The organism is Neisseria bergeri, assembly GCA_003044455.1.
GTDB lineage: Bacteria > Pseudomonadota > Gammaproteobacteria > Burkholderiales > Neisseriaceae > Neisseria > Neisseria bergeri.
In genome coordinates this window covers 1-21582 of the sequence record POWY01000008.1, presented here as the reverse complement: position 1 = coordinate 21582, position 21582 = coordinate 1, and the positions used below count along the sequence as shown (strand labels likewise).

Sequence of the window (21582 nt, the reverse complement as noted above, 5' to 3'; positions counted from 1 at the left end):
TAGTGCTTGTTAAATTTTAACTATGGTAACGAGTTGCCGAGGCAATAAAAAATCCCTGAGAATAATCTCAGGGATTGGGAATTTGGCACGCCCACGGGGAATCGAACCCCGGTTACCGCCGTGAAAGGGCGATGTCCTAACCGCTAGACGATGGGCGCATATTGTATTTTCTTACTGGCGCACCCGGAGCGATTCGAACGCCCGACCCTCTGGTTCGTAGCCAGATACTCTATCCAACTGAGCTACGGGTGCGCTGCAAGAAAGATTTGAATTTTAGGGTAATCGTCGGATTCTGTCAATTGTTTTGTTGGATGAAATGCCTTAAAAGTGTAAAATATCGGTTTGTTGTTTGAATTTAAAGAGAATAAAATGATTGTTGCTTCCCGTTGGCCCTTGCTGGAAAAGGCGTTTTTACGGTTTGGAATGCCGGTTGCCGTGGTCGATTTGGAATCGACGGGCGGCAATCTGTATGAAGACAGGGTAACCGAAGTGGCTTTGGTCAAGTTTGAGCAGGGAAGGGTGGTGAGGCATGAGTGGCTGGTTAATCCTCAAAAACCGATTCCGCAGTTTGTGGCGGGGCTGACGGGGATTTCAGACGGCATGGTTGCCGACGCGCCTGTTTTTGCAGAGATTGCCGGCGAGTTGTTTTCGGTATTGAAGGGTTGTGTGCTGGTTGCACATAACAGCCGTTTTGACTATACGTTTTTAAAGCATGAGTTTCATCGTGCGGGCATCGGATTTTCATCGCCTGCTTTGTGCAGTGTGCAACTGTCCCGGTGTCTGTATCCGCAATTTTACAAGCACAGCCTGGACAGCATCATCGAAAGGTTGGGGATTGTTGTGGAAGACAGGCATCGTGCGATGGCGGATGTATCGGCATTGTGTGATTATTTGGAATACAGCCTGTCGGAACACGGGGTTGAGGAGTGGATTAGGCAGTGTTTCCGTTTGATGAATCCGAAACCGCTGCCTGCCGCGCTGCCCGAACGGTTGAGGGAACAGTTGTACGGTTTGCCTGACGGTATGGGGGTGCTGGCTTGTTTCGACGGCGGAGGGAAAGTAAATTACATCGGTACGTTTGAACGGGTATATAGCGAGGTTTCGGCTTTATTGGATTCCGGAAAAGCCCCGTTTGATTGGTGCAATACGGAGGAAGTCCGTTTTTTTCCTGCATTGGGCAGTCTGCATGCATATAAGATTAAAGCGGAATTGGTCGGACGTTATCATTCGGGTTGTTATGTATCTGCCAAAAATCTGCTGAAAACATTTACGACGGTCAGGTTTGAAAAAGGTTCAGACGGTATGTTGAATGCGAAAACAGCGGCTTTGAAAAACGGTGTGACGGATAATCCGCCTACCGGATTATTTGCCAATAAAAAGGCGGTGAGACGGGCTTTGTCGTCGTGGGCGGAAACATACGGATTGTGTCCTGCCGCAGCCGGTATCCTGCCGGACGGTTATGCAGAGGGTGAGCCTTGTCCCGTATATGTTTCAGGCCGATGCGATAAGGCGTGCGACCGTTCTGACGAACAGGTTTTGGCGTTTGCACACAAGTTGCCTGTTTTGGATTGGGGAAAAATGCATGAGGTGGAAATTACCGAAACCGATCCTTTAACGGGGGAAAAAGTCGTTCTGCATGGAATGGGCGGCGCATTGGAAATGGATGACGGGCTTTGGTATTTCGATAAAGATTTACCGGATGCGTTTAAGGCGAAGTTTAAAACGGACAGGAAAAATATTAAGGAAATCGGTTAAACCGATGTTGCTTGGCGAAAGCCGGCAAATATGCAAACAGCCGTCACCGTATCGATTGCCTAATCGGTTTGTGCAGGTGTGCTGCCGTTTGCAGATAATGTACCCGAAAATGCCGTCTGAAGGCTTCAGACGGCATCTTTGCCGACGCGATTTTCGTGCCGTGTCGGTTTGCCCGTCCGTCCCGAGGCATCGGACGGGCAGGGCGGGTTCGTTTTGGTGTGGCGGCTGGGTCGGGGCAGGCGGCGTGGGTCTTGGTTGCGGTTTTTAGGTTTGGGGTCGGTAAAAAATGCTGCACCCTACGGGCAGGCTTCGCACTCTGAAGGCTTCAGACGGCATTTGTTTTTTCTATCCAATCGAGGAACTGCCGCCATTTTTCCAGAGGCATATCGGCCCGCCGCGTTTCGGTATCGGGTTCGGCTTCATAGTGGCAGGTTTCGGTAAGGACGGCGGCAAATCGGGCTTTGTCTGCCGGTTTGCCGTCGAAAAAAATAAAATCGTAAAGGGTGATGCCGTTTTCGGAATGGCGGTAATGCCCGCCCGGGCATTCGCCGTCTGCCTGCCTGTGGATTGTGGCAATCAGACGGGGATGGCGGCAATGGGTAATGAAACGGCTTGCCCCGTCTTGCCCGATAATCCATTCGGGGCAGCGGTTGAATAGTGCGGCTCTGTTCATTTTGTTGAGGGATAAAGCCCCTCGCGGGGCTTGTGGTCAGGCAAATTTGAATATCAGTGCCAACACGGAGGCGATGGCGGTAACCAGCCCGGTTGCCGCCATCATGGGATACCATCGGGATTCTTGGGCTATTTTTACCGATTCGGCGTTGATTTTGTGCGCGTCGGCAATGATTTTGGCGATTTCGGCATCTATTTCTCTTAACCCGGCGCGTTTCATTTCTTGTTCGATTGTGTTCATTGTATTTCCTTTCGTTTTTGGCGGTTGCCGCCGCTTGTCGGATGGCAGAATGCCGTCTGAAATTTTTTTAGGCGGTTTTTTGTTTTTGCGGGGTTTGGCTTTTGTTCGGCAAGGGGCGGCGTGGTTGCGGCGTTCGTCGGTAATGATGCCGCGCCGGACGGCGTAGTCCCATATTTGGGTGAGGACTTGTTTTGTGCGGGGGGGGTAGGGTAATTTTTCAAAAACCGTTTTCCATCATGATTTGACCGGGGACGCGGTTGCGGTGCATGGCGTAACCCATATCGAGCAGCGTTTGGAAGGTGTCTTTGACCATTTCCGGGTTGCCGCAAATCATAAACCGTGTGGATTCGGGCGTGAACTTGGTATGCAGCGCCTGTTCGAGGCTGCCGTTTTTTAAGAGTTCGGGAATGCGTTTTCCGCCCAATCCGTTGGGATTGGTGGCGCGGGTGGTTACGGGGACGAAACGGAATTTGTGCAGGTATTCGCCGACCAGAGGGTGTTCGGAAAGGGCAGCGAGGCGGCTGTTGAAAATCAGTTCTTCCGAGAAGGAAACGGAGTGTATCAGGCTGACAGTATCGAAACGCTGCCAAATTTCGGGTTGTTCGAGAATGGAAAGGAAGGGGGCGATGCCCGAGCCGGTGCAAAGCATCACCAAATCCTTGCCGTCAGGGAAGCGTTCGGGCAGGAGGAAGCCGGTGGCATTTTTATCGAGCAGGATGGTGTCGCCCTGCCGCATTTTGGCGAAACGAGCCGACATCAGACCGCCTTGGATGAGGACGGCGAAATATTCGAGCGTGTCGGCATATTCCGCGGAAACGACGGAATAGGCGCGCCAAATAAAGCCTTCACCTTCGTAGAAACCGAGTCGGGAGAACTGTCCCGCTTTAAAACGGTAGGATTCGGGACGGCTGATGGCGAAAGTGATGAGTTTCGGCGTGTGGTGTTTGACCCACAAAATCTTTTCTTCGGTGAATTTTGCTTCGGGCGAGGCTGCCATGTTGTTGTCCTTGGGTGTGTTTGTCGGGATTATAGCCAATTCGGGTGTTTTTTTCCGCACTTCCTGTATTTGAATGGCAATCAGGCAATATGCCGTTATCCGTTTGCCTGTTTCCAACACCGCCTCCCGTCCGGATGCGGCCGGTTTGATAGGAGTGCCCATACTGGGGCGTATATTTGGAATTTGCCCGATGCCGACAGTAGAATATCCCTTTTATCCTCAGCGGAACCGAAGCGAGGCGCGAGTTATCAAATAAAATAGCTGTGTTTTAATATGATGTTGATAGGCGTGTTTGGCTTCAAGGTATTCAACAGGATAGGTTTATTCCTAACCGGAAAATAATTGTCTTTTCCCTTGCAAATAATTGAAATCAACAGATTACTAAAACACAGCCAATAAAATTTAATAACTGAACGGTCAACTTGAGTCAAGTTCGGATGGTATAAGGAAACCGCCAAGTTCTCGGCTTGGCAGCGGATGGGCTATTTCAAAAATTCTTCGCGGATTTTCTCTTTAACCCATTGGGAAAAATCAATTTTATTTGCAAACTCAAGTAAATCTTTCTCGGCTTCGTTGTTAAAAGAGACATTTTTTATCGTCCGCTTGGCTGCCGCCCGTTTGCGGTATTCGGCCAGTTTTTCATCAACCATAGGTAATCCTTGATTTTTAAAACTATTGTAGTAAAATGGCTCGTAGAAAGGTTGGCGAAAGGGGCGCGGTGTTCTGCCACCCCTTGTTATTTCAGTTTTTCATTAGTAGGCTGGAGCGCAAACTAACAAAAGAAACAGGAATAAAATAACTTTCGCCATTTCTTCAAGCCTCCTTTCTATCCGATAAGCCCCCGAAGCTGCCACTTCGGGGCTTTGCTTTATCGAATGGATGCATTATATTATGTATAGACATATGCCTTCACGCAAAATCATCCATATCGACATGGACGCGTTCTACGCATCGGTGGAACTGCGCGAGCAGCCGCATTTGAAAGGGCGGCCGGTGGTCGTCGCGTGGGAGGGCGCGCGTTCGGTAATTTGCGCCGCATCGTATGAGGCACGGCAGTTCGGGCTGCATTCCGCGATGTCGGTGGCAACGGCGAAAAGGCTGTGTCCGCAAGCGGTGTATGTGCCGCCGCATTTCGACTTGTACCGTCAGGTTTCCGCGCAGATTCACGCCGTATTCAGGCGTTATACCGATTTAATCGAACCCCTGTCGCTGGACGAAGCCTATCTTGACGTTACCCGTAATTTCAAAAACATCCCTTACGCCAGCGAAGTTGCCAAAGAAATCCGCGCCGCCATTTTTGCGGAAACGGGTTTGACCGCATCCGCAGGCATCGCGCCGAACAAATTTCTGGCGAAAATCGCGTCGGACTGGCGCAAACCGAACGGGCAGTTTGTGTTGCCGCCGCACAAAGTCATGGCATTTTTGGAAACCCTGCCTTTGGGCAAAATCCCCGGAGTGGGCAAGGTAACGCTGAAAAAAATGCAGTCGCTGGGTATGCAGACGGCGGGCGACTTGCGCCGTTTCGAGCGCGGCGAGCTCTTAAACCATTTCGGACGCTACGGCTACCGCCTCTATGATTTGGCGCGCGGTACGGACGAACGCCCCGTCAAAGCCGAACGCGAACGCCTCCAAATCTCCACAGAAATCACCCTGCCCGAAGACCTGCCGCTAGAGCAGGCTGCCGGACACCTGCCCCATCTTGCCGAAGACCTGTGGCGGCAAATCACGCGCAAAAACGTCGAAGCCCAAAGCGTAACGCTCAAGCTGAAGACCTACGATTTCCGCATCATCACGCGCACGCTGACTTATTCCTCCGTACTGCCCGACTGCGCCTCCCTGCTTCAGGCGGCGCAAATGTTGATGGCGCGCGTCCCGCCGCAGACGGAAGACGCGTTCCGCCTCATCGGTATCGGCGTGGGACATCTTGTGCCGAAAAACCAGCAGCAGGGCTTGTGGGCGTAAACCGATTTACCACGCCGTCGAAAAAAAACATGCCGTCTGAACGGTTTTCAGACGGCATGGCTGCTTTATAGTGGGTTAAATTTAAATCAGGACAAGGCGACGAAGCCGCAGACAGTACAAATAGTACGGAACCGATTCACTTGGTGCTTCAGCACCTTAGAGAATCGTTCTCTTTGAGCTAAGGCGAGGCAACGCCGTACTGTTTTTTGTTAATCCACTATACATTGTCTCCGGCTTCGTTTCACTGTCTTGGTTTAATCCGACGGATTACCTTTTTTCATGCTGTCGAGCCTTCCGATTATGTCGGCAAGGTTGCGCCTGCCTTCTTCCTTGCTCACAATCGGTTCGCCGCCTTTGCGCCCCAGGATTTTCAAATCTTCCTGCGGCATTTCGTCTATGAATCGGCTGGGTTCGGGGAACTGCCATGTGCCTTGTTTTTTGCGTTTGACGCAGTGGGTCAGCGTGAGTTGGCGTTTGGCGCGGGTAATGCCGACGTACATCAGGCGGCGTTCTTCTTCGACGTTGCCTTCTTCGATGCTGTCGTTGTGCGGCAAAACACCTTCTTCGCAACCGACAAGGAAAACATACGGATACTCCAAACCTTTGGCGGCGTGTAGCGTGGACAGCGAGACGGCATCGGCTTCCTCCTCGTCTTTTCCGTCCAAAAGCGTCATCAAGGCGACGGTTTGGGCGAGTTCGATGATGTTTTTGCCGTCCTGTCCGCCTTTTCGTGCGAACCACGATACCAAATCGCCGACGTTGCGCCATTTGATTTCGCCGGCTTTGCCTTCCTCGTTTTGCATCAAATGGTTTTCGTAATCGATTTCTTTGAGCAGGTTGTTGATGAACTCGCCCGCTTCGCCGGTTTCGGCTTTGGCGCGGTAACTGCCGAACATATCCATAAAGGCTTGCAGGTGTTGGCGGTTGGTATTGTTCAGCGTGGCAAGGGCTTCTTCGTTTTGCGCGGCTTCATACAGGCTGCATTCGTGTTCGTGCGCGTAAGTGTTGAGCTTGCCCAGCGTTACATCGCCGATGCCGCGTTTGGGCGTGGTAACGGCACGCAGAAAGGCGGGATCGTCGTTGGGGTTGGCAAGCAGCCGCACATAAGACAACACGTCTTTGATTTCGGCTTTGTCGAAAAAGCTTTGTCCGCCGGAGAGCCGGTAGGGGATGCGCGCGCCGCGCAATGCTTCCTCGAAAATCCTCGCCTGATGCTTTCCCCGGTATAACACGGCGAAATCGGCATATTGGGTTTTGTCGCCGCCGATGAGTTTTTGTTTGATGATTTGGCTGACGACCCAGTCGGCTTCGTGCTGCTCGTTTTGGCAGGCAACGACTTTGACCGGCTCGCCTTCGCCCAATTGCGACCAAAGTTTTTTGGTAAACAGCTTGGGGTTGTTTTCGATGACTTTGTTGGCGATTTTGAGAATCCGCGCCGTGGAACGGTAGTTTTGCTCCAGTTTGACGACTTTCATCTGCGGATAGTTTTCTTGCATTTTGCGCAGGTTTTCCATATTCGCGCCGCGCCACGCGTAGATGGACTGGTCGTCGTCGCCGACGGCGGTAAACATCCCTTCCGCACCGGTCAAGAGCTTCATCAGCACAAATTGGCAGGTATTCGTATCTTGGCATTCGTCAACCAACAGATAACGCAGCCGCCGCTGCCATTTGTTGCGCACCTCGCTGTTTTGCTGCAACAGCACGGCAGGCAGGCGGATTAAGTCATCGAAGTCCACTGCCTGATAGCTTTGTAAGGTTTCCTGATAGCTCGCATACACGCGTGCGGTTTGTTGTTCCCAAATGTTCGATGCCGTCTGAACGACATCTTCAGGCGTTTTTAAATCGTTTTTCCACAAGGAAATCTGGTGCTGCGCCTTGAATACGGCTTCTTTGCCCGTACCGCCTAAGAGTTCGCCGATGATTTTCGCGCTGTCGGTAGAATCGAGAATGGAGAAGTTTTTTTTGTAACCGATATGGTTCGCCTCTTCGCGCAAAATCTTCATGCCCAAAGAATGGAACGTGCAAATTGTCAGCCCGCGCGTTTGCGATTTGTGCAGCATTTTGGCGACGCGCTCCTGCATTTCCGCAGCGGCTTTGTTGGTAAAGGTAATTGCGGCGACGGTATGCGGCAGATAGCCGACATTGACAATCAAATGCTTGATTTTTTGAGTAATTACGCCGGTTTTGCCGCTGCCTGCACCGGCAAGGACGAGCAGTGGGCCGCCGAGGTAACGGACGGCTTCGAGCTGTTGGGGATTGAGTTTCATCATGTTTTGATGCTGTCTGAAATCAGTCTGCTCCGTTTTCGAGGCAGTCGAGTGCCGCACGGAGGGCGGATACGCCGATTTGCCCCGGCGCGGAGTTTTGCGTTCCCGAACCGAATGTGATGCTTGAGCCGAACGTTTGTCCGGCAAGGCGGCTGACCGCCCCCTTTTGCCCCATCGACATCGTAACAATCGGTTTGGCGACAAGCTGTTTCGCTTTGAGCGTGGCAGAAAGCAAAGTCAGCACATCTTCCGCGCTTTGCGGCATCACCGCAATTTTGCAGATGTCCGCGCCGCAGTCCTCCATCTGTTTCAGACGGCATACGATTTCTTCTTGCGGCGGCGTGCGGTGAAACTCATGATTGCAGAGCAGGGCGGCGATGCCGTTTTTTTGAGCATTCGCCACAGCGCGCCGGACGGCGGTTTCGCCGGAAAACAGCTCGATATCGATAATGTCGGGCAGGCGACTTTCGATCAGCGCGTCGAGCAGTTTAAAATAATAATCGTCCGAACACGGGAACGAGCCGCCTTCGCCATGCCGTCTGAACGTAAACAGCAGCGGTTTGTCGGGCAGCGCGTCACGGACGGTCTGCGTGTGGTGCAATACTTCGCCGATGCTGCCCGCGCATTCCAAAAAATCGGCGCGGAACTCGACGATGTCGAAGGGCAGGTTTTTGATTTGGTCAAGTACGGCGGAAAGTACGGCGGCATCGCGGGCGACAAGCGGCACGGTGATTTTGGTGCGTCCGCTTCCGATAACGGTATTTTTGACGGTAAGGCTGGTGTGCATGGCGGTTGTTGCGGCTGAAGGGAACGGTAAAGACGCAATTATAGCAAAGGCACAGGCAATGTTTCAGACGGCATTTCTGTGCGGCCGGCTTGATATGAATCAAGCAGCATCCGCATATCGGAATGCAGACTTGGCACAAGCCCTGTCTTTTCTAGTCAGTCCGCAGTTCTTGCAGTATGATTGCACGACACGCCCTACACGGCATTTGCAGGATACGGCGGCAGACCGCCGGTCGGAAACTTCAGAATCGGAGCAGGCATTATGTTGACCCCCACGCAGCAAGTCGGTTTGATTTTACAGCACCTCAAAACGCGCATCTTGGACATCTACACGCCCGAACAGCGCGCCGGCATCGAAAAATCCGAAGACTGGCGGCAGTTTTCGCGCCGCATGGATACGCATTTCCCCAAATTGATGAACGAACTCGACAGCGTGTACGGCAACAACGAAGCCCTGCTGCCTATGCTGGAAATGCTGCTGGCGCAGGCATGGCAGAGCTATTCCCAACGCAGCGCGTCCCTGAAAAACATTGACATCGAACGCGAAAACAACCCCGATTGGATTTTGTCCAACAAACAAGTCGGCGGCGTGTGCTACGTTGATTTGTTCGCCGGCGATTTGAAGGGCTTGAAAGACAAAATCCCTTATTTTCAAGAGCTTGGTTTGACTTATCTGCACCTGATGCCGCTGTTTAAATGCCCTGAAGGCAAAAGCGACGGCGGCTATGCGGTCAGCAGCTACCGCGATGTCAATCCGGCACTGGGCACAATAGACGACTTGCGCGAAGTCATTGCCGCGCTGCACGAAGCCGGTATTTCCGCCGTCGTCGATTTCATCTTCAACCACACCTCCAACGAACACGAATGGGCGCAACGCTGCGCCGCCGGCGACCCGCTTTTCGACAATTTCTACTATATTTTCCCCGACCGCCGGATGCCCGACCAATACGACCGCACCCTGCGCGAAATCTTCCCCGACCAGCACCCGGGCGGCTTCTCGCAACTGGAAGACGGACGCTGGGTGTGGACGACGTTCAATTCCTTCCAATGGGACTTGAATTACAGCAACCCGTGGGTATTCCGCGCAATGGCGGGCGAAATGCTGTTCCTTGCCAACTTGGGCGTTGACATCTTGCGTATGGATGCGGTTGCCTTTATTTGGAAACAAATGGGTACAAGCTGCGAAAACCTGCCGCAGGCGCACGCCCTCATCCGCGCGTTCAATGCCGTTATGCGTATCGCCGCGCCCGCCGTGTTCTTCAAATCCGAAGCCATCGTCCACCCCGACCAAGTCGTCCAATATATCGGGCAGGACGAATGCCAAATCGGCTACAACCCCCTGCAAATGGCATTGTTGTGGAACACCCTTGCCACGCGCGAAGTCAACCTGCTCCATCAGGCGCTGACCTACCGCCACAACCTGCCCGAGCATACCTCCTGGGTCAACTACGTCCGCAGCCACGACGACATCGGCTGGACGTTTGCCGATGAAGATGCGGCATATCTGGGCATAAGCGGCTACGATCACCGCCAATTCCTCAACCGCTTCTTCGTCAACCGTTTCGACGGCAGCTTCGCGCGCGGCGTACCCTTCCAATACAACCCCAACACGGGCGACTGCCGCGTCAGCGGTACGTCCGCCGCATTGGCAGGCTTGGCTCAAAATGACCCCCACGCCGTCAGCCGCATCAAACTTTTGTACAGCATCGCATTGAGTACCGGCGGGCTGCCCCTGATTTACCTCGGCGACGAAGTCGGCACGCCCAACGACGACGGCTGGGCGCAAGACGGCAACAAAAGCGACGACAGCCGTTGGGCGCACCGTCCGCGCTACAACGAAGCCCTGTACGCGCAACGCAACGATCCGTCGACCGCAGCCGGGCAAATCTATCAGGGCTTGCGCCATATGATTGCCGTCCGCCAAAGCAATCCGCGCTTCGACGGCGGCAGGCTGGTTACTTTCAACACCAACAACAAACACATCATCGGCTACATCCGCAACAACGCGCTTTTGGCATTCGGCAACTTCAGCGAATATCCGCAAACCGTTACCGCGCATACCCTGCAAGCCATGCCTTTCAAGGCGCACGACCTCATCGGCGGCAAAACTGTCAGCTTGAATCAGGATTTGACGCTTCAGCCCTATCAGGTCATGTGGCTCGAAATCGCCTGACGCACGCTTCCCGAATGCCGTCTGAACCGTTTCAGACGGCATTTGTGCCGAAGCGGACGGTAGTCCCCAAAAGGGAAACATGCGATAATAGCCGCCCATCACATTCCGCGCCGCAGCCCGTGTTGCGCCGCATCCCATATACCGCATTTGTTCCGGAGTAACCCCAATGTCAGACGACAAAAGCAAAGCCCTTGCCGCCGCCTTGGCGCAAATCGAAAAAAGTTTCGGCAAAGGCGCCATCATGAAAATGGACGGCAGCCAGCAGGAAGAAAACCTCGAAGTCATTTCCACCGGATCGCTCGGATTAGACCTCGCCCTCGGAGTCGGCGGCCTGCCGCGCGGGCGCATCGTCGAAATCTTCGGCCCCGAATCCTCCGGCAAAACCACACTCTGCCTCGAAGCCGTCGCCCAATGCCAGAAAAACGGCGGCGTGTGCGCCTTTGTCGATGCCGAACACGCCTTCGATCCCGTTTACGCCCGCAAACTCGGCGTAAAAGTCGAAGAGCTTTACCTGTCCCAGCCCGATACCGGCGAACAGGCATTGGAAATCTGCGACACGCTCGTCCGTTCGGGCGGCATAGATATGGTAGTCGTCGATTCCGTAGCCGCACTCGTCCCCAAAGCCGAAATCGAAGGCGATATGGGGGACAGCCATGTCGGACTGCAGGCGCGGCTGATGAGCCAGGCTTTGCGCAAACTGACCGGGCACATCAAAAAAACCAACACGCTGGTTGTATTCATCAACCAAATCCGTATGAAGATCGGCGTAATGTTCGGCAGCCCCGAAACCACCACCGGCGGCAACGCGCTGAAATTCTACTCCTCCGTCCGCCTCGACATCCGCCGCACCGGATCCATCAAAAAAGGCGAAGAAGTATTGGGCAACGAAACCCGCGTCAAAGTCATCAAAAACAAAGTCGCCCCACCGTTCCGTCAGGCAGAGTTTGACATCCTCTACGGAGAAGGCATCAGTTGGGAAGGCGAATTGATCGACATCGGCGTGAAAAACGACATCATCAACAAATCCGGTGCGTGGTACAGCTACAACGGCGCGAAAATCGGTCAGGGCAAAGACAACGTCCGCGTCTGGCTGAAAGAAAACCCCGAAATTGCCGACGAAATCGACGCAAAAATCCGCGCACTCAACGGCGTAGAAATGCACATCACCGAAGGGACGCAGGACGAAACCGACGGCGAACGTCCCGAAGAATAAAACCTGAAATCCCGATAAACGGTACTTCTGTTGCGAAGTACCGTTTTTTTGAGCCGCCTCCGAACGGCTTGACTTGAGTTTTGGTATTTTTGCCCGACGGGGTGAAAAATACAGTTGCTACGCCTTACCCTGCACACTGGTCCCGCGCCCTCTGAAATACACATCCGCCCGTTATGCGATACGGTTTTCCCGTTGCGAACCATCGGACGGGGCAATAAAAATGCCGTCTGAAGCCTTTCAGACGGCATTTTTCAACACTTCGGGGTTGTTACCAGATATAGCCCACGCCGACACCGCCGCCGGCTTTGCTTCGGGTATTGACGTTGAGCTGGCCTTTGACCACCCATTTGCCGTTGTCGCTGATGCTGGAGTAGCCGACGGCGAGTGCGCCTGTCGAACCGTATGCGCCCGTTGCGGCGGAAATCATCGATTTTCCGGGCAGGTACGATTGCGGCAAGGCGGCTGCGGCATTCGCACCGGCGGCAACGCCTTCCAATTCGCGTTTCAACGCCCTGACCATACCGACGGCCTGATCGGCGATGCCTTTGGTTGCCGCATACAGCTGGCTGCCGTTAATCGCATCGGTGGAAGTGGCGGAAATTTCGCCTGCCGCAACGTTTTGGATACGTCTTTCTTCGCCGCTCGCGCCGACAGAAACCGCACCGTGCGCCGTCGCGCCGGCAAAGCCGTTTACCGTACCCGTCGCGCCGGCGGTTGTGGTATTACCCGCCGTGCCGTCGGATTTCAGGTTGCTGCCCGGATTTTTTGTCGCGGTCGATTTATTACCCAGATAAACAGAGTTTTCAACTGTAGCCCCTAACGCTTTAGGAACGGTAACGGTAGTCTCTTGACCGTCTTTGTCCTTAACGGTTGCGGTTTCAGTATCAAGTTCGCCATTGGCTTTATATTTCGCATTAACCCCATTACCCAACACAAACGTGTTTTTAGAAGTAATACGGTTATCGTTACCGAAAGCGTAGCTGCCGCTTGCACCATCTTCGATGTAGTTCGGATCGCCGAATGCGCCGGATTTTTCCGCATTCACAACGTTGCCCGTACCAATCGCCACCGTGTTATCGCGCAAGGCTTTTGAGCCGTAGCCGAAGGCAATGGCATTAGTGCCTGCCGCATCGGCTTTCGCGCCGATTGCCGTCGCGTATTTGCCGCTTGCGCTGGAATCGATTTCATTGCTTCGTTCGATTCTGCTAGTCGCTTTGCCGTCGTTGGAGTGGAAGAACTTAATCCCTTGCTCATTCATATTGTAGATGGCTTCGACCACCGAATTGGTGATGACTTCTTTTCTGCCTTCCACATTATAAGTGGTCAATAACGGGGTTTTACCGTCTTCGCCCACCACGACGTTGTGATACGTTTTGTTGGTATCGTTCGCGTTTCCGACCGTGCCGACGTTTACCGTTTTACCATCCTTATCTACCGTGATACTCGTGATATTCGGTGTTTTGTTGCCGGTCAATGCGAAAATCTGGCTGCCGTTTACCGCCTGTTTGCTATTTGGCGAAATATCGCCATTAGCCACATTGTCAATGACCACGCCCTTACCGTTCGATTGATTGTTCGGATCAAGGCTGACAACGTGTTTTTCATCGGTGGAAACTTTTGAATCATCAACCGCTTGTGTTGATGTATCCGCAGTACCGTCAGCTTTGGCGTGATACCATTTATCGTTGTCTTTCACAACTTTCTTGCCGTCTGAATCCACGTTGCCGAGGGTAACTTCTTTGTCCATATCAGTCGAACCGTCATCTTTCAGTTCATACCATTTAGTTTGACCATTTGCGACAACTTTAGTGATTTTCTTACCGTTTGCATCGGTATTGTAGATTTGCGTTAAAGGCAATTCCACATCGGTTTTCACAAAGGTTGTGGTTACTTTTTCGCCGTTTGCATCGGTGCTTTCCACCGTTGCCGCGCTCACTTTGGTATTTTTACCGTCGGCAAAACGGACTTTATCGTTGGCATTTACGGTTTCCGCCTTATCTTTAGATAATTGCTTGTCTTCCGCAAAGGCTTTTTCAGCTTCTGCCGCGTCAGCCAAACCAAGCTCAAAGCCTGATTTCGCAATCGCATCTGCCACTTGGTTACCTGTAACATAACCGGAACCTTTGTTGGTTAGGGTAACTTCGGTATTCTTGCCGTCAGCAGAAACAATTTTGCCGTTTTCAACTTTATATTTCTCAGCTTTACCATCAATTGGCTTACCAGTTGTTAAGTCAATATCCTCTTTGCTGTAATACTTATCGCCAACTTTAACCAAGCTCGTTTCCTTGCCATTGGTTTCTTTGACGGTAAATTCATTCGATTTAACCACTTCGCCTTTAGCCAATTCAAAGGTAATTTCACGCGTACCGTTATCCAATGTTTTACCGGACACATTGATACCATTGCCGCTCTTGAATTTCACTTCGTTCGCATTCCGCACCTGATCGTGATATTCCTTTGAGCCGCCTGTGGTTTTGTCCGCAGAAATGACCCAGCCCAAGCCGCGCAAATCGCCCACGGTTGCGGCGGTATTGTCGGCAACAGCCAGTTGCTTGTTTTCGCCTTTTTCATCCAAATTGGTCAAGCCTTTATAGGCTGTATCATTATGCTTTTCAAAATCTGCAATAGTACCATTTGCCAACGTATGACCATCACCAAATTTTTTCAGTCCGCTCACAACGTTTTTAACCGCTTTATTACCCGCGCTGATGCCGTCTGAAGCCACTTTAATCTTGTCGGCATCAGTCGCCGCCGCACCATTCGCGCCGGTTGCCGGCGTAAAGGTCAAGCCGTCTTTGGTAATCTTCGTGCTTGCACCGTTTGCACCATTCGCCGTGTCTTTAAACTCCACGCTCTTCACGCCCGTCAATTCATCTTTGAGCGTGTAAGTGAAGTTTGTGCCGTCTTGTTTGACTTTCAGATTGTCGCCGGCTTTCAAAGTTACTTTATCGCCCGACTTCACTAAAGTATCGGTATGCGTGCCATCGATCGCTCCCGTGCCGTCTTTCTCAACGCCGACTTTCCAACCCAGTTTGTTCAGGCTCTCAACCAATTCGGAAGCTTCAACCAAACCGTCGGTTATATTTGCATCTTTTGAAATTGAAGCCTTACCATCATCGCCAACCTGAACAGAACCTTTTTTCGGCGTAAAGGTAACTGTGTCGCCGGCCGCGCTAATTTTCAACAACTCGCGGTCTGCGGATTTAAATTTAAAATTCAAACCATTACTTAAAGTTTGAGTTGCCTTGCCGTCGTCGGTATCTGCACCGCCATTGGCATAAGCATTGCTCGCAGTTAAAGTAACCTTTTGGTCTTTCAAGGCTTTCAACTGCTTAAAGCTGACCGCATCGGTATCTTCCGTGCCGTCCGCAACATTGCTGATTTTCACCGGATCTTTACCGCTTGCCGATACCAATTTCACTTTGGTTGTCGCCAGCTTGCCATTTTCGACTTGTTTATTCATATCCGCCGAACCGTCATCTTTGGCTTCGTAATACTTATTGCCCACTTTCACAACGGTTTTGTCGTCTTCCGTAACATATTGGACCGGCAAGCCCGTTACATCCACACGGACGGTTGTTTTTTTGTGATCATCAGTCGTAACGCTCACATTTGCGTTTGTGCCGCTGGCAAATTCAACGGTGTCGTAAGTCGAAACAAAATCAACATTCTGAACAGCACCACCTACAGTCTTAGCACCTTTAATATTCCAACCTGCACGCAACACATCTTCGATACTTGCTGCATTGGATTTTTTCGCTGCATCCACATTTAAATCAACGTGTGAAGACTTCGCTCCTGCACTTGGCTCAGTTAAAGTCGTCGCAATACCTTTCAAATAAACATTTTTAGAACCTGTAGCGTCGGCAATTGCATTCTCAAAGTTCAAACCACCTGCAGTGCTAGTGATATTCACTTTTGGTGTTGCAGCACCGCCATCTGTAGGTATATTACCGCCAATCGTTAAAGTATCACTCACTTTCGCGGTTTTCACATCAAGGTCTTTTGCTAAAGCGAAGGTTACATTTTTACCATCACGTTTAACCTTTAAGTTTTTACCCGCTTTTAAGGTTAAAGTGTCGCCTGCTTTAAGGGCTTGGTCTGCATTATCAGCTGGTTGATTGTCCTCAATTTCATCTTCTGTGCTTTCCACTTTCACAAAGGTTGCCGCACTGTTGATAGCCTCCGCAACGTCGCCGACAGTCGCCACTTTTTTCTTGTCGTCGTCGGTTGCATCAGTACCATTTGAAGCCTTAACAACCACTTTACCGCGATTTGTGTCAGCAGTTGTACCAGCGTTAGGCGCATCAGTCTTAACAGTTTCAAAGCTACCTTTGGCAACAGACGCACCATTAGCATCCACAGTCAATAAGTTGTCAGCACCATCTTTAGCTTTCACTTTAATCTTGCCGTCGTTATCTTTCTCAAGACCATCGCCAACTTTGGTTTCTGCCACATCAATGGTAATGGTGTGTTTGCCGTTGTTAGATTTGGAAGTAACCTTCGCACCGCCTTTGCCTTCAAACAACACTTCATCCGCCTGTTTGACTTGTTGGCTTGTCTCATTCATCGTACCGTTTTTGCTAGACAATACCCAACCCAATTTACGCAAATCGCCTACGGTTGCGGCGGTGCTGTCAGCCACCAACGGCTGTTTATTCGCACCTTTTTCATTTAGATTCAATAAACCGGTATAAGCACCAGTAGTATCAAGCTGTCTCTCCAAATCGGTTGCAGAATTAGCGGTAGTATTGAAATTCGGATTATTCGTATCGCCATAAGCATTTAAACCGCTTGTAACATTCTTAACGGTTTTACCGCCGACGCTAATGCCATCTTTGGTTACGCTGATGGTGTTTGCGTTATGCGCACCTGTGCCGCCCGCACCATTAGCTGCTGGAGTGATGGTTAAGCCGTTTTGGTCAATCTTGGTGCTTGCACCGTTTTTACCGCTATTCGCTGTACCTTTAAGCTCAATGCTGGTCAGGTCTTTCAGCTCTTTTTTCAGCGAGTAGGTGAAGTCTTTGCCGCTTTGTTTGATTTTCAGGTTGCCGCCCGCTTTAAAGGTTACTTTGTCGCCAGCTTTGACTTCTTGTTCGGTTGCGTTACCCTCTTTTTCACCACCGTCTTCTGCACCAGCAGTCGCCGTCCAGCTTAGGCTGTTTAAGGCAGTTACCAAATCGCCTGCTTTAACCAGTTTTTTCTTGTCGTTTTCAGAAGTAATCTCTTTGACTTTACCTTTCGGAGTTGTGTTATCAACAGCACCAGTTGCAGCCGCTCCATTCACAGTAAGCGTGGTCGTATCTGCAACGATTTTTTTAGTAGCAGTATCCACTTTCAAGCCGTCGCCGACATTTACATCGTACTTAACAGTAATACCATTGCCGCTAGTATCTTTAGTTACTGATGCAGTTGTACCATTGCCATTATCAAAGGTTACATTTGTGCCTGATGTAACGGTTTCAAAATTATCTCCGGCTTGACCAGCCTGACCATTGGCAGCGGTTGTTTTAATCCTCCAACCGCTCTTGTTTACGGCATCAATCACGGCTTTTGCAGTAACCAAGCCGTTGCCGGTGTCTTTGCCATCATCTTCACTAACGGTTGCACCATTATTCGCATCTTTCAGGTCTTTGCCTGTAAACAGTTTGCCGTTGTGGTCTTTGATAACAGAAGTTTTCGCACCGATTTTAACTTCAGCACCTTTACCATTATCTTTTTGGGTTACAGTTACTGTCGTTGTTCCTTGACCATCATCAGTAAAGTTTACTGTGTCATACGTCGCCACATAATCAACATTATTGCCATTGCCTTGAATATTCCAACCTGCACGCAACACATCTTCAATGCTTGCCGCGTGAGATTTTTTCGCTGCATCCACATTTAAATCAACGTGTGAAGACTTCGCTCCTGCACTTGGCTCAGTTAAAGTCGTCGCAATACCATTTAAATAAATTCTCGTATCAGGCGCACCACTTCCTGCTACAGGTGTTCCATTTTCTTTTGCAAAGGTCAAACCGTCAGCCGTACTGGTTACATTAACTTTGTTCGTATCTTTACCAATCGACAACTTATCGCTCACGGTCGCGGTTTTCACATCAAGGTTTTTCGCCAAGTCAAAAGTAATTTCTTTTCCACTACGTTTAACTTTCAGGTTTTTACCTGCCTTAAAGGTCAAGGTATCGCCTGCTTTGAGGGCTTCTGCGGTATTATCTGCCCCATTGGCTGCTGCATCTTCAATATCTTCAGTAGTGTTTTCTACTTTTACGAAAGTTTCTGCTTTGTTAATAGCATCGGCAACATCCTTCACTGTTGCCACGTCCTTATCGGTAGCAGCATCAGTTCCATTTGCACCTTTCGCTTTTACCTGACCTTTCTTGTCGCCATTGGCTGTGGTGCTTACAACTTCAAGCTTGCCTTTGGCAACAGACGCACCTTTCGTTGCATCAACAGTTAAAACATTGTTTCCATCTGTGTTGTCCACTTTCAGCTTAATCTTGCCGTCAGTGGTTTTCTCGATGCCGTCTGAAGCCTCGATTTTGGTTTCTGCAACATCAATCGTTACGGTATGTTTGCCGTTTTCGGTTTTTGCGGACACGGTGGCTTTGCCTGTGCCTTTGAACTCGACTTCTTCGGCGTTTTTAACGGCGGCGTGGAATGCCGTATCGGTGCCTGTGCCATTCGTGGTTTTATCAGCCGAAAGCACCCAGCCAAGTTTACGCAAATCGCCTACGGTTGCGGCTGTGGTGTCGGCTACGGACGTGCCTGTGCCTGCCGCTCCGGTATTCGGTTGGCTCAAGTCAATCAGTTCGTTTTTGGCGGTGGCAACGGTATTGCCTGCTTGTCCTGCCGCATTGGCTTGATTGTCCCCGTAGGTTTTCAAACCGCTTGCAACGTTGGTAATGGCTTTATTACCTGCACTAATGCCGTCTTTGGTTACGCTGATTTTGTTTGCATCAGTCGCACCCGCACCATTCGCCAGCGTGATGGTTAAGCCGTCTTTGTCAATTTTAGTGCTTGCACCGTTCGCGCCAGTTCCGCCATTTGCTGTATTACCCAAAGTAACGCTTGTCAAACCCGTAAGTTCGTCTTTCAGCGAATAAGTAAAGTCTTTTCCAGACTGTTTCACTTTCAAGTTTTTGCCTGCTTTGAAGGTTACAGTTTCGCCTGCTTTGACTTCTTGTTCGGTTGCTGTTGTTGGGTCAACTTCGCCATCGGTATCCTTGTCAGCTTTCGCTTTCCAGCTTAATTTGTTTAACGCATCAGCCAAACTGCCTGCATCAACAAGTTTCTTCGTATCGCCGTTAGTGCCATTAGGGGCGGTAACTTTACCGTCTGTTACGGTAAGCTTGGTCGTGTCTGCAACGATTTTTTGGTTATCCAGCTTCAAACCGTCGCCAACACTTGCAACAACTTTTCCGCCCTCAACTTTCAAGCCGTCGCCGGTGGTTACATCGTATTTGACGTTGATTTTAGTCTCGCCATTTTCGGTTACTTTGCTTACGGTTGCTGTGGTCGCATTGCCGTTTTTGAAGTTCACGCTCGTGCCGGATGTAACGGTTTCAGCAGTGCTCGCATTCACGGCGGTTGCACCGTTTTCGGCAGCCGTACCCTCGCCGCTTACCCTCCAGCCGCTTTTATTCACAGCGTCAATTACAGTTTTTGCAGTGACTAAGCCTTTGCCCTCATCGCCGTTGCCAGTAACCAACTTACCGTCTTTTTCAGCGATAACAGAGGTTTTCGCACCGATTTTAACTTCAGTTCTCCTGCCGTTGTCTTTGCTTTCCACATTGACAGTCGTTGTTTTCGTATCTGCGCTTAAGAACTCGACTGTGTCGTAAGTGCGGACGAAATCAACGTTATCAGAAGCTGTTGTACCGGGTTTAACGCCTTTAATGTTCCAGCCTGCGTTTAATACGTCTTTAACGCTTGCCGCACGTTTTTTCTCGTCGTCAGTAATACCGTTACCATCTAAATTAGTTGTCACTCCAGTATTAGACAACGTATCGGTCAAAGTCGAAGCAATGCCGTTCAGATGAACCGTGGTGTCGCCGTTTGCACCGGCTGTTTCTTTCGCGAAATTCAAGCCTTTGGTGTCGCTTGCGATATTGACTTTATCGCCGTTTTCGCCAATTGATAATTTTTTGGTTGCAACACCGGTTAAGCCTGAGAGGTCTTTTTTCAGCGAGTAGGTGAAGTCTTTGCCGCTTTGTTTGATTTTCAGGTTGTCGCCTGCTTTGAGGGTAACTTTTTCACCTGTCTTGACTTCTTGTTCGGTAGGTGCAGTGTTTGCAGGGTCAAGTTCGCCGCCGTCTTCTTTGTCGGCGGTGATTTTCCAAGCGCCGCCTTTGTTTGCGCTTTGGGCGGCTTTGATGGTAACGGTGTGTTTGCCGTCGGTAGTTGAACTGGTTACGGTAACGCCGCCTTCGCCTTTGAACTCGACTTCGTCGCCGCTTTTGACGGTCGTGGGCGTGCCGTTGCCGGCTGCGGCAGCACCGTTGGTGGTTTTAAGCTGCCAGCCTAAGCCGTTTAATGTGGTTGCCAGATTGTCGGCGTTGACGAGTTTTTTGTTGTTGCCGGTGCTAGGGGTGCTTACTTTGCCGTTTTCAACTTTAAGCTCAACGGTATCGGCAACGAGTTTGTCGTCGTCGTCGTTGATTTTCAAGCCGTCGCCGTGTTTTACTTTGAATTTGGCGGAACGTCCTTCTTGGTCGATTTCAATTCCGCCGTTTTCGCGGAGGTAGAGGTAGCTGCTTTTCAGCTTGGGGCGAGCCTCCGATCCTTGAGATTGCTCTACCGAGATGGTGCGCTTTCCCTGGTCTTCATCATTAGCATTTTCAAACTCTTCATCTTTTAACTGCCCATTCTTATCGACAACAGCCAAACCGAACTTATAAGTTTCGTTACTATCGCTATCATCTGTTTCAAATTTATCGTCAAAAGTCGGGGTACTCGGATCAAATTCCTTATTTGGTTCAGATTCCGATCCAGTCGTACTCGCCAGAGCCGTTGCGGACAGCAGCGTCGCCAATACGGCGGTCGCCACGGTTGCGGAGGCGCGTTTGGTGTGGTTGCGTGTGAGCTCGGATACGACTACCCAGGCATTGAGGGCACTATTCCAAATGATGCGGTATATTTTGTTCATTTTGTTTTTTCTTTCTGTTTGTTTGAATGGTTAAAAGGATTTGGGGGCGGATGGTGCGGCATCCGCCCGGTTTTTGGGGGTTGGGGGTTTCTGATAAATTCCCCCAACTTAAAATCTCGTCATTCCCGCCTGCGCGGGAATCTAGTCCGTTCGGCACGGAAATTTATCGAGTAAAACGGTTTCTTAGATTCTACGTTCTAGATTCCCGCCTGCGCGGGAATGACGGTCGGTGGGGTGTGTGTTTTTCCGATAAAGTCCTGTGGTTTTTCGGTTACTGGATTCCCGCCTGTGCGGGAATGACGGTGTGGTGCTTGTCGGTGCGGCGCGTATGACGGGGGCTTTGAGGGGCTTCTGCTTGGAATATATCATTT

11 protein-coding genes, 2 tRNA genes and 2 pseudogenes are annotated in these 21582 nt (G+C 50.8%); 6 read left to right on the top strand and 9 right to left on the bottom strand.

The features are described from left to right. Positions 1-83: 83 nt before the first annotated feature. A tRNA-Glu gene (locus tag DBY86_RS08460) sits at positions 84-158 on the bottom strand. 17 nt (positions 159-175) lie between these two features. Continuing rightward, positions 176-252, bottom strand: a tRNA-Arg gene (locus tag DBY86_RS08455). Between the two features lie 117 nt (positions 253-369). Here DBY86_RS08455 and DBY86_RS08450 point away from each other — a divergent pair. Both DBY86_RS08450 and DBY86_RS13390 read left to right on the top strand, forming a co-directional pair. Next, entirely contained in the window at positions 370-1755 is a 1386-nt protein-coding gene (locus DBY86_RS08450) for a 3'-5' exonuclease (RefSeq protein WP_234403418.1), read from the top strand. A gap of 109 nt (positions 1756-1864) precedes the next feature. Continuing rightward, on the top strand, positions 1865-2023 hold the full coding sequence (locus DBY86_RS13390) for a hypothetical protein (RefSeq protein WP_199901078.1): 159 nt from the start codon (positions 1865-1867) through the stop codon (positions 2021-2023). 57 nt (positions 2024-2080) lie between these two features. On the opposite strand, the pseudogene DBY86_RS14160 reads toward DBY86_RS13390, so the two are convergent. The 4 genes and pseudogenes from DBY86_RS14160 to DBY86_RS13380 all read right to left on the bottom strand — a co-directional run bounded on the left by DBY86_RS14160 (position 2081) and on the right by DBY86_RS13380 (position 4315). Next, positions 2081-2300, bottom strand: a pseudogene (locus DBY86_RS14160) (hypothetical protein). A 164-nt stretch (positions 2301-2464) separates the two neighbouring features. Continuing rightward, entirely contained in the window at positions 2465-2668 is a 204-nt protein-coding gene (locus DBY86_RS08440) for a hypothetical protein (RefSeq protein WP_199901073.1), read from the bottom strand. Between the two features lie 217 nt (positions 2669-2885). Beyond that, positions 2886-3665, bottom strand: coding sequence for a ferredoxin--NADP reductase (locus tag DBY86_RS08435; protein ID WP_107819711.1), 780 nt, complete (start codon positions 3663-3665; stop codon positions 2886-2888). 482 nt (positions 3666-4147) lie between these two features. Continuing rightward, positions 4148-4315: a hypothetical protein gene (locus DBY86_RS13380; RefSeq protein WP_199901072.1), complete on the bottom strand. Its 168-nt coding sequence runs from the start codon at positions 4313-4315 to the stop codon at positions 4148-4150. A 253-nt stretch (positions 4316-4568) separates the two neighbouring features. Between DBY86_RS13380 and dinB the strand changes: the two genes are divergently transcribed. After that, on the top strand, positions 4569-5627 hold the full coding sequence (dinB, locus tag DBY86_RS08425; RefSeq protein ID WP_107819642.1) for a DNA polymerase IV: 1059 nt from the start codon (positions 4569-4571) through the stop codon (positions 5625-5627). A 66-nt stretch (positions 5628-5693) separates the two neighbouring features. Then, positions 5694-5756: pseudogene (locus DBY86_RS14155) on the top strand (transposase); the annotation flags it as partial. A 125-nt stretch (positions 5757-5881) separates the two neighbouring features. On the opposite strand, the gene rep reads toward DBY86_RS14155, so the two are convergent. Both rep and aroD read right to left on the bottom strand, forming a co-directional pair. Then, positions 5882-7897 carry a DNA helicase Rep gene (gene rep, locus DBY86_RS08420; RefSeq protein WP_107819641.1) on the bottom strand — a complete coding sequence of 672 codons (2016 nt, stop codon included), beginning with the start codon at positions 7895-7897 and terminating at the stop codon, positions 5882-5884. 19 nt (positions 7898-7916) lie between these two features. Continuing rightward, on the bottom strand, positions 7917-8681 hold the full coding sequence (aroD, locus tag DBY86_RS08415; protein WP_107819640.1) for a type I 3-dehydroquinate dehydratase: 765 nt from the start codon (positions 8679-8681) through the stop codon (positions 7917-7919). A gap of 261 nt (positions 8682-8942) precedes the next feature. Here aroD and DBY86_RS08405 point away from each other — a divergent pair, with 261 nt between their 5' ends. Together DBY86_RS08405 and recA are read left to right on the top strand one after the other, a co-directional pair. Then, positions 8943-10853, top strand: coding sequence for an alpha-amylase family protein (locus DBY86_RS08405; protein ID WP_107819638.1), 1911 nt, complete (start codon positions 8943-8945; stop codon positions 10851-10853). Positions 10854-11019: 166 nt separating this feature from the next. Continuing rightward, entirely contained in the window at positions 11020-12066 is a 1047-nt protein-coding gene (gene recA / locus DBY86_RS08400) for a recombinase RecA (RefSeq protein WP_002223618.1), read from the top strand. Positions 12067-12334: 268 nt separating this feature from the next. Here recA and DBY86_RS08395 read toward each other — a convergent pair whose 3' ends face one another. Continuing rightward, positions 12335-21211: a Hia/Hsf adhesin N-terminal domain-containing protein gene (locus DBY86_RS08395; RefSeq protein ID WP_107819637.1), complete on the bottom strand. Its 8877-nt coding sequence runs from the start codon at positions 21209-21211 to the stop codon at positions 12335-12337. Positions 21212-21582 lie beyond the last annotated feature (371 nt).